Raw genomic sequence first — 9,441 nt, 5'->3', positions numbered from 1 at the left:
AAATCCATACTCCAGACAACTTACCTCTCGACTGTCTGAAAACAGCTCGCAATTTAGGTAATTTTGCTCTGGAAAATAACAATTGGCAACTAGCTATCGAAGGCTACGCCCTAGCTATCCAAGCGGTAGAACAAAGCCGGAGTTGGGTAATTGATGAGGAGCGTCGCCAAAAGATTCTTGCTGATGCCATTGAGGTATATGGCAACATAGTACAAGCTTACCTCAATTTAGGAGAAATCGAGAAAGCACTGGAATATGCTGAACGTTCTCGTGCCCAACGGTTGGTAGATATGATGGCTAGTAATCAATTAGACCAAGAGGGAGAAATTGTTCCAGAACTAAAACAGCTTTTGCAGGACTACGAGGAACTGCAACGGCGTATTAATTCCCTCCGTTTTGGTTATGCTTCGGAGGCTGTTCCAGTTTTGGCAGGAAGTCCTAATAAAACCATGTCATTGGGAATGGCAGTGAAACAATCTGATCAATCCTTGACTAGGGACGCTTTATTAAAATACCAAGAGGAAATCCAGGCATTAGAGGCACAAAAACAGCAAGTTTGGCAACAACTGCGCCGCTATGACCCGGTTTTGGCAGGACAAATTCAAGTGGAACATCTCGATTGGGAGCAAATGCAGCAGTTAATCGAGGAACCAAGCACTGCTCTGCTTAGTTTCTATACAACAATAGAGGATACCCATATTTTTATCCTACGTAAGGATCGCAGTCCTCAAGTTTTTACTTGTGTAGGCCAGGGAATAAAAACACTACAGATTTGGATTGGAGAAAACTGGTTAATTCCCTATGTTGGTTCAAAAAGTGAATGGAAACAGAAGATGGGGGATTTTCTTCAGGAACTTGCTGAGCGCTTGCAGTTGGAAAAGCTGGTGGGACACTATCTGACTGGGATTGAGGAGTTGATTATTGTGCCTCATATATTTTTACATCAGATTCCTTTTGCTGCGTTGCCGATTGTGGATCCCTTACAGCCGTTTTCAGATGAATTGACCTCACTACCAAAAGCTTCAAGCCCCCTAAATCCCCCAATTCTGGGGGACTTTAACTCAATTTCCCCCCAAAATTGGGGGGTTAGGGGGGCGAAACTTGCTGTAAAAGGTGAGCAAGAGGGTTTATTACCAGCAGAGCAAGACAAGAGTTCTGTTTCCCAAAGTCGCGGTATGGTATTCGCCAGCAAATCCTCCAAATCCTCTGCCACTAAATCTGTTACCCAAACTACTTATTTATGCGATCGCTTTCGTATTCGCTTGGTTCCCAGTTGCCAAATCCTGCACTATTGCCACCAACGCCCAGCAATTGCAGGTCAGGAAATGGGTATAGTCGAAGATGCTACGGAGGATCTGCCCTTTACCAGTTTTGAATGCAAAACCCTGGCGGAAATGTATCACGTTCCTGGTGAGCAGCGCTTACAAGGACGGAATGCCACAGTCAAATCATACCACACCTTAGCCCAGCAAGTGCATATCCTCCACTCCAGCCATCATGCTGAATCTAACTCCAACCCGTTGGAATCTCAGTTACGGTTAGGAGATGGTTCCCTTACCCTGGGTCAACTTTTAACTCCTGGTTGGCGGATGCCCAATCTTTCGGAAGTTTTTGCCTCAGCCTGTGAGGTTAATTTAGCTCTTACCGACATTACTGATGACTTGCTTAGTCTAGCTACCGGTTTTCTCTGTGCTGGAGCCAGGAGTGTGGTTAGTACCCAGTGGTCCGTAGATGATTTGGCCAGTGCTTTATTAGCAATTTTTTACTACGATGGCCGCAGGTCAGGGATGAGCCGTTGCCAAGCACTACAGCAAGGGCAAATTAAATTGCGCAATTTAACGGGAAAGGAGTTTGCTGATAACTATCAGGCTCAGTTAACGGAACATCTGGAACAAAAGTTACAAGAGGCCAAAGCTGCTAAACAGAATGCCAAGGATCAGGGAGATGAGGAAGAGTTGGATAAGTGGGTCACAATTGTCGATAAATTCGAGATACAGCCAAAGCGTTTGGAGTCTTTGAGTAAGGAAGATTTTCCTTTTGCTCATCCTTTATATTGGGCTGGTTTTGTTTCGCAAGGAATGGCGTAATAGAAGGGAATCGGGAATCGGGAATCGGGAGTAGGGAAGAGGGAACAGGGAACAGGGAATAGGGAACAGGGAACAGGAAAAAACCAATTTAAATGCGCATCACCTTAACCTTGGCCAATAGGCCACGCTACGCGAACAACTTACTAACCTTAAACCAACTAACCTTAAACCAACTAACCTTAAACTTACTAACCTTCAACCTGCTAACTTTTAACAGAATAACCTTCAACAGAATAACCTTCAACCAAATAACCAAAAAAAGTAGCCGCAGAAATACTTTCCACGGCTAGGATTTTTCGACTATGCACTCAATTTTATCAGCAATCCAATCCTGATCGGATGTGATTGGACTTTGGCCAGGGGGGGAAACCCCCCCAGAAATTTAAGGTGTTAACGCCAAATCCAATATCTGGTGATCATCGTAATATATTCGTCTGGAGTTCCAGTGGGCTGAAGAGGACCCCATTCCGAAATTTGGATGTAGCCGAGGGCATTCAGAATATAGGCGGTATGGGTGATTTGCTGGCGAGACCCTTTCAAAATGTACGGAACAATGAATCCGTTTGAATTATTGTTTGAATTGGGCTGATAATTTTGAGTCATAGTCGAGAAATTGTTTTTTAGGTTTATAACTATAATTATAATGATTATAGTTTAATTTGTCAAGGAGAATTAAGAATTAAGAATTAAGAATTAAGAATTGAGAATTAAGAATTAAGAATTAAGAATTAAGAATTAAGAATTAAGAATTAAGAATTAAGAATTAAGAATTAAGAATTAAGAATTAAGAATTAAGAATTAAGACATTTTTAGATTTATGTATTTATGCATAGACTAAGATATAGCAGTACGCACGCACTTGTTAGGACAACTCTTACCTCTAAAACCTTGTTAGAGTCAACTTCTGTCTTCTGCCCTCAGCATAGCTGCCTTGCGCGTAGCACTATAAAAGTAAATTATTAAATTACCTATGGTCAAAAATGAATGAGAAAAAAAGATATACAAGAAAGAACGCTAAACTTTAGCGTAAGAATAGTCAATCTCTGTAAATTTCTGAGACAAAATGGTGGGACTGGATATGATTTAAGCAAACAATTAATCCGCTGTGGAACAAGTATTGGAGCAAATGTTGAGGAAGCACAAAATGCAGAAAGTAAACGAGACTTTATTCATAAAATGAGTATTTCACTGAAGGAAGCTAGAGAGACAAATTATTGGTTGAAAATTTTAATCGCCACCGAGAAAAACCTATAACCAAGATTGCTGTCTTTACTCAATGAATCTAACGAATTAATTTCTATTATTTATGCAATTATTAAAAACACTAAGACTCAAAAATAATTCTATAGCCATTCTAAAACTGATGAGGTACAAATTTATGGGTTTTAGGGAACAGGGAACAGGGAACAGGGAACAGGGAACAGGGAACAGGGAATAGGTAATAAGCAAACAAAATCTCTGTCCCTCATAGCTATGATAAACGCTATAAATTCTTCATTCTTCATTCTAAATTCTAAATTCTTCATTCTTCATTCTTCATTCTAAATTCTTCATTCTAAATTCTTCATTCTGAGAAAAGTTTACACTTTCGAGGGTAAAGGTATCACCTTTATCATAAGGATAAAGCACCCAAAACCCTTGCTGATTACGCCTAAAGCACTCTACTCCTATTGTCTCTGACTGGATTAGAACATACTCTTGCAAGGTTTTTAGCTTACGGTATTTAGCAAACTTACTCCCCCGGTCGTATGCCTCTGTAGAGGGAGAGAGCACTTCTACAATCAGACAGGGATACTGAATAAACTGGTTAGACTCTTGATCTCTGGAATCACAAGTTACTACTACATCTGGGTAGTGGTAGGAACGAACTGAAGATATTTTTACCTTCACATCTGCGATATAGACCTCACAGCTACTGTCTTGTAGGTGAGTATTTAGATCACTAGCCAAATTTAAAGCAATCCGGTTGTGAGGTTTCGAGCCTCCGGTCATGGCGAAGACTTCCCCATCACTATACTCGTAACGAATCTCCTGAGTCGGTTCCCACTCCAGGTATTCTTGGGAAGTCATCCGGTAACGCTGTGGACTGGCAATCATGGTTTTTTGGAATCAATAGGGTATGGGCAGACCTGGTGGTGCGTTACGGGGCGGGCTGTCCCAAAACTGGCTACTGAGAAAATTAGGGCAAGCCCGCCCCTAACACACCCTACGCACTAATTTATCCTTTCCATAAAACAACCTTCAACCTAAATTCTAAATTCTCCATTCTTAATTCTAAATTCTTCATTCTAAATTCTTAATTCTTAATTCTTCATTTTACGTGTTTTTGCCAGGCCAATCGTGCTGCTCCCACCCTTCCAGCTCGATTCCCTAATTCTGCTTTAAGTAACTCTAAACCAGTACGAGAGGAAGGCAAAACTCGTTGCTCTATTTCTGCTAGAGTTGCTGGCAAGAAAAACTCGGCACTAGCACTTATACCACCACCAATAATAATGGCTTCTGGTGTCAGTGGATAAATAAAACTAGTTAGCCCAATCCCTAATAAGCGTCCGTAATCTGCCCAAAATTCTAAGGCTTCCTGGTTTCCTTGCTGGGCTAATTTACCAAGTTCTGCTGGTTCTTTGCCACTGTTGCTTCGGATTGCCCTAATAGAAAGGTATTGCTCTAGAGAACCCCGATTACCACTATTACCCTCGGGACCATCGGGATATAGATTAATTAAGCCCAACTCCCCAGCAGACCCGAGATGACCTGTGAAGAGTTGACCATCGAAAATGATTGCCCCTCCTACCCCTGTGCCTAGGGTGAGTAGAATCAAATTCCGAAACCGACGACCAGCCCCTAACCAAGCTTCTCCTAAACCAGCACAGTTAGCATCATTAGCAACAACTGTGGGATAACCGACTTTGGCTTCTAACTGATCGGCTAGGGGAACATCGTGCCAATCCGTTAGGTTAATCGCAACTTTAGCAATTCTTCCAGCAACATCAGCAGGGCCAGGACATCCAACCCCGATACCAATTACTTCTTCCCTGGTATCGAGACGAGAGATTGCTGCTACTATTGCTTCGATCACCGCTGTTGGTGTTGCTGGTTGGGGTGTATCTACTGTTAGAGACTCCAGTTCGGTTCCATCTTCACGGAAGCGTCCCAACTTAATCGCAGTGCCACCTAAATCAACGCCTATGGCTTGAGTCATTAGTCCTTAGTGATTTGTCATGAGTCATTTTAAGGCAAAAGGCAAAAGGCAAGAGGCAAAAGAGTTTTAGGGAATTTCAATGTTTCTGACGAAATCGGGGATTAATCAACTCGCTTAATCCTTCTCCTACTAAGGACAATCCTACCACCATCAGTGTCATGGCTAAACCAGGGAAGAGCGCTGTCCACCAAATCCCAGTTGGTAAGGCATCGAGGGCTTGACGTAAGTCATGACCCCACTCTGGGGTTTGTTCTGGCAATCCTAATCCTAAAAATCCCAGTCCTCCCAAGATTAAAATCGCATCAGCGGCGTTGAGGGTAAATAGAACTGGTACACTTTGAATCACATTCAGAAATAGATAGCGCGATAATATCCTACCAGGGGAAGCCCCCAGGGCTTGAGCGGCTTCGATGAACAATTCAGTTTTGACGCTAGTGGTGTGATTCCGGACTACCCGATAGTATTGGGGGACATAGGAAATACTTAATGCGATCGCAGCATTGAAGACTCCTCTACCGACTACAAAGGCCAGAGTCACCGATAGCAGTAGTCCTGGCAAGGTATAGATCGTATCCATTAAAAACAGTAATACCCGATCGAGTTTGCCACCGAGATAACCACTGATTAACCCCAAAGGGACACCAATGATCAGGCTGAGGGTGGTAGCGAGAACGACTACTTTTAGAGCAGCTTGAGAGCCAAACCAGGTGCGAGAGAAAACATCATAACCCTGGCGAGAGGTACCAAACCAGTGATTCCAGCTCGGTGCTTCATGAATGGGATTACTGAGGGACTGGGTAGGGTCTTGTAGCCATCCCCAAGCTTGAAAGGTGGGAGCGAAAATGGCTACTACAATAAAGCACCCAGTAATCACTAGTCCTGCTACCATTAGTTTGATGGATAGACTAGGCCCTCTAGTAAAAGACAAAAAGCTGGGGAATGATTGTTTGGTTGAGGTCATCCTTCATCCTTGATACTGATAGCATTTATCATACTGATCAGGTAAACAATCTTGTGAACCTTTTGCCTTTTGCCTTTCGCCTTTTGCCTATCTCTTAAACAGTAGTTGGTAAATAGCGTTCAATGGCTTGACGATACTGACTCTTTTGCTTAATTCCTTTAAATTCCGCTAGGAACTCTTTGTCCTTAAATAACTGTACGGTAGGTGTTCCCACCACTTGAGCATTTTCAGCTATTTCTCTGTCTTGGTCAATATCGATCTCGACAAAGTGAATTTTGCCATTATACTCATCTACTACTTTATCCAGCATGGGCTTGAGAATTTTACAAGGACCACAACTGGGGGAAATATACTTGACCATGATTATGCGATCGCTTTCATGGAACAGTTTACGCAAGGCATAGCCCCCCAGATGGCGTGTTTCATTAATATCAAAGGTTTCCGCCGTCTCAGCTACTGGTTTTTCTTCAGTTTCTTCAGGTTTTTCAGCCGTTGGCTGTTCTGATGCCGGTTGTTGATGATACTCATGAATTAGGTTATTGGCAGATAGCCAGCGTTCTGCTAACATAGCCCCCATACAACCTGTTCCAGCCGCAGTGATAGCTTGACGGAACTCATGGTCTTGGACATCACCAACAGCATAGACTCCCTCGACACTGGTTTCCACCGAACCGGATTTAGTGACAATGTAACCGAGCTGATCTAACTCCAGTTGTCCTCTAAATAAGGATGTGTTAGGAGTGTGACCAATAGCGTAAAACATCCCCCGAACTGAAATATCCTTTTCCTCACCAGTTTCAGTATCCTGGACTCTTACGCCAGTCATCGAACCATTGTCTCCAAACACATCAACTGGCTGAGTATTCCAGTGAATAGTAATTTTGGGATTATTCAACACCCGGTCTTGCATGGTTTTGCTAGCTCGCATCTCATGCCGACGTACTAGCATATGAACATGGGAACCATACTTGGTCAAATATACAGCTTCCTCTGCCGCTGAGTCACCCCCCCCGACTACCGCCACTTCCTTACCACTGAAAAGGGGAGATGCACCATCACAGATGGCACAAGCTGAGATCCCATTACTCCAGTACTGAGCTTCGCTGGGTAAATGCAACCGTTTCGCTGTCGCCCCGGTAGCAATCACAATACTATGGGTTTTTACTTCCCGTTCCTCAGAGCGGACAGTAAAGGGACGCTGACTTAAGTCTACAACGATCACATCTTCGGTATAGCATTCAGTGCCCCAGCGTTCTGCTTGAGCCTTCATCCGTTCCATTAATTGAGGTCCGGTGATTCCCTCTGGGAAGCCAGGGAAGTTTTCTACTTCTGTAGTAGTCATCAGCTGTCCACCAGGGATTCCCCCAGCTTGAAAGCCTTCAAACATTAAGGGTTTCAGGTTAGCTCGTGCCCCATAAATCGCTGCTGTGTAACCGGCAGGACCAGAACCGATGATGACAAGATTTTCTACAGAGGAGTTGGACATCTGATAAACAAACTCATAACGACTACGTTTTCAGTATAACTGAGTATACCATATACAACTTAGCGAATGTTGTAAGACATTTAAATTGTGAATAGGGGCGCTTTGGAGGTAAGAATTCAGCTGACTGCTGACTGCTGACTGCTGACTGCTGAAAAGCGTACAACCTGACTTTATCAAAACAGAGGTACATTAAAACTCATACCTGTACCGAAAACTGTCCCATCAAAATTAATTCTGGAGTTGGAAGAAGAACCAAAGCTTTGTCCAGCATACAAATAAATTTGACTATTACTAGAAATCTTATAACTGACACGACCAATTAACTGATGATAGTTATCATACCGTTCCCTTTCGGTATAATCAGATAAGGCAAGTTGGTAACTAAGAGCTGCTTTAAATCGGGGATAGGGGTAATAGGCTAAAGATGCTCTGAAAACATTACTAATCTTAGAGCGTGTCTCTGGATCAGCAAAACGTAGGTTTAACTTATAGGACGTATCTAAGGCTAAGTCCTTTGCTAACCAATCCCGTCGGCTGAGTCTAAGATATACAGAATTATAATGAGCGAAGCGATCGCCTCCCTCTTGCTTGAATAACTGTTGATTGCTCCATCCTAACTCCCCATAGGTTCTTTTCAATAACTTCTGACGAACTCCTAGGTTAACTTTCAGTTGATTATAATCAAGTTGGGATCTATCTCCATAACGCACTATATTACCACTTACTGAGGTTATGAGCTTAGTGTCAGGTCCGAGGGATGGTACAGCTAATAGGGTTAGTCCTGGTCTCAACAGACCATCATCAACTGGATCGACTCCAGCGAAAATATTATCGCTTCTGAAATAACTGACTCTACCCTGTAAATATACTGTAGGTTTAGGGGGAGTCGGTGGTTTTTCTTGGAGCCGCAAACGGAGCACCCCCAGTTCCGGGTCTCCATCATTAGCGTTGGAATCTGAGTTTGAACTATTATCTCCAGAAGCAGGTTTACCTTGAGATATCTGTGACCTGTCAACTACCTCAGTTGAGCTAGAACTCGATGAATGCTCACTGACAACAAAGGAAGATAATAGTTCTCCACCACTCCCGATTTTCACCTGAGATAACTTAGGAGTACAATGCTGTTTTACCTGATCAGTATTAGCTTGGTGTTCTGTACCACTAAAAACTAAACTGACTGCTGGCTGATGGGAAATACTGTCTATGGGGTAACATCCAGACCAAGCGGGTTTACTGATGGTCAGTGTACTTAAGAAAATCAGATGTCCCAAAGTAGCTAAATAGGTTTTTTTAATCTGGTGCTGGGGAGGATGATCATCCTCAGAGTTGTCGTGATGTTTTTTATTTTTTGAAACCATATTTAATTAAAAAAAATATCGTTAAATTAATAACAAATTAAGATAATAAACATTAATTTTTTTTTAAAAAAAATAATAAAGTTCAATCATGATAGTTTAATACTCATTACTCTAGAATAGTCGTTGCTAAGCTGTGAGCGGTCTACAGGGTTTTTCCTAACAATGAGGTACACAGTATTTTTGGCCTGCTCCCTGCTCCGAGGCTCCCTTCCCCCCTTACTAAGCTATGCTTTATAAACATATTTCTTTACAAAAAACTTGACAAAAGTAACTTGATATGATTAGTGTGATCAAAAAACTTGACGTCCCACGTTCTCGCTCAGTTTGTATAGGAAAAGCCTTTTGCCAAA

At 42.5% G+C, this 9,441-nt stretch carries 10 protein-coding genes; 3 read left to right on the top strand and 7 right to left on the bottom strand.

Features of this window, described 5'->3' with window-relative positions; genetic code table 11:
* Positions 1-2,087 (top strand): CHAT domain-containing tetratricopeptide repeat protein (locus F6K49_RS31020; RefSeq protein WP_293102841.1); only part of this gene is annotated, 2,087 nt, incomplete at its 5' end.
* Here the strand turns inward: F6K49_RS31020 and F6K49_RS31015 are convergent.
* Complete coding sequence (locus F6K49_RS31015; RefSeq protein WP_293102838.1) at positions 2,049-2,174, bottom strand: hypothetical protein; 126 nt, start codon at positions 2,172-2,174, stop codon at positions 2,049-2,051. The genes F6K49_RS31020 and F6K49_RS31015 overlap by 39 nt on opposite strands.
* Positions 2,175-2,179: 5 nt before the next feature.
* On the opposite strand from F6K49_RS31015, the gene F6K49_RS31010 reads away from it, so the two are divergent.
* Both F6K49_RS31010 and F6K49_RS31000 read left to right on the top strand, forming a co-directional pair.
* On the top strand, positions 2,180-2,377 hold the full coding sequence (locus F6K49_RS31010; protein WP_293102835.1) for a hypothetical protein: 198 nt from the start codon (positions 2,180-2,182) through the stop codon (positions 2,375-2,377).
* Positions 2,378-3,071: 694 nt separating this feature from the next.
* Complete coding sequence (locus tag F6K49_RS31000; RefSeq protein ID WP_293030805.1) at positions 3,072-3,341, top strand: four helix bundle protein; 270 nt, start codon at positions 3,072-3,074, stop codon at positions 3,339-3,341.
* A gap of 131 nt (positions 3,342-3,472) precedes the next feature.
* On the opposite strand, the gene F6K49_RS30995 is transcribed toward F6K49_RS31000, so the two are convergent.
* From F6K49_RS30995 to F6K49_RS30970, 6 genes are all read right to left on the bottom strand, one after another.
* Positions 3,473-3,613, bottom strand: coding sequence for a hypothetical protein (locus F6K49_RS30995; protein WP_293102830.1), 141 nt, complete (start codon positions 3,611-3,613; stop codon positions 3,473-3,475).
* Between the two features lie 10 nt (positions 3,614-3,623).
* Positions 3,624-4,184: a Uma2 family endonuclease gene (locus tag F6K49_RS30990; protein ID WP_293102827.1), complete on the bottom strand. Its 561-nt coding sequence runs from the start codon at positions 4,182-4,184 to the stop codon at positions 3,624-3,626.
* A gap of 214 nt (positions 4,185-4,398) precedes the next feature.
* Positions 4,399-5,286, bottom strand: coding sequence for an ROK family protein (locus F6K49_RS30985; protein WP_293102824.1), 888 nt, complete (start codon positions 5,284-5,286; stop codon positions 4,399-4,401).
* Positions 5,287-5,362: 76 nt separating this feature from the next.
* Positions 5,363-6,247, bottom strand: coding sequence for an ABC transporter permease (locus F6K49_RS30980; protein ID WP_293019411.1), 885 nt, complete (start codon positions 6,245-6,247; stop codon positions 5,363-5,365).
* 94 nt (positions 6,248-6,341) lie between these two features.
* On the bottom strand, positions 6,342-7,733 hold the full coding sequence (gene trxB, locus F6K49_RS30975; protein ID WP_293019412.1) for a thioredoxin-disulfide reductase: 1,392 nt from the start codon (positions 7,731-7,733) through the stop codon (positions 6,342-6,344).
* Between the two features lie 173 nt (positions 7,734-7,906).
* Positions 7,907-9,091 (bottom strand): hypothetical protein, encoded by a 1,185-nt coding sequence (locus F6K49_RS30970; RefSeq protein WP_293019414.1) that lies wholly within the window; start codon positions 9,089-9,091, stop codon positions 7,907-7,909.
* Positions 9,092-9,441: the final 350 nt, after the last annotated feature.

The organism is Moorena sp. SIO3I6 (assembly GCF_010672095.1).
This window is presented reverse-complemented; position numbering and strand designations above follow the sequence as displayed.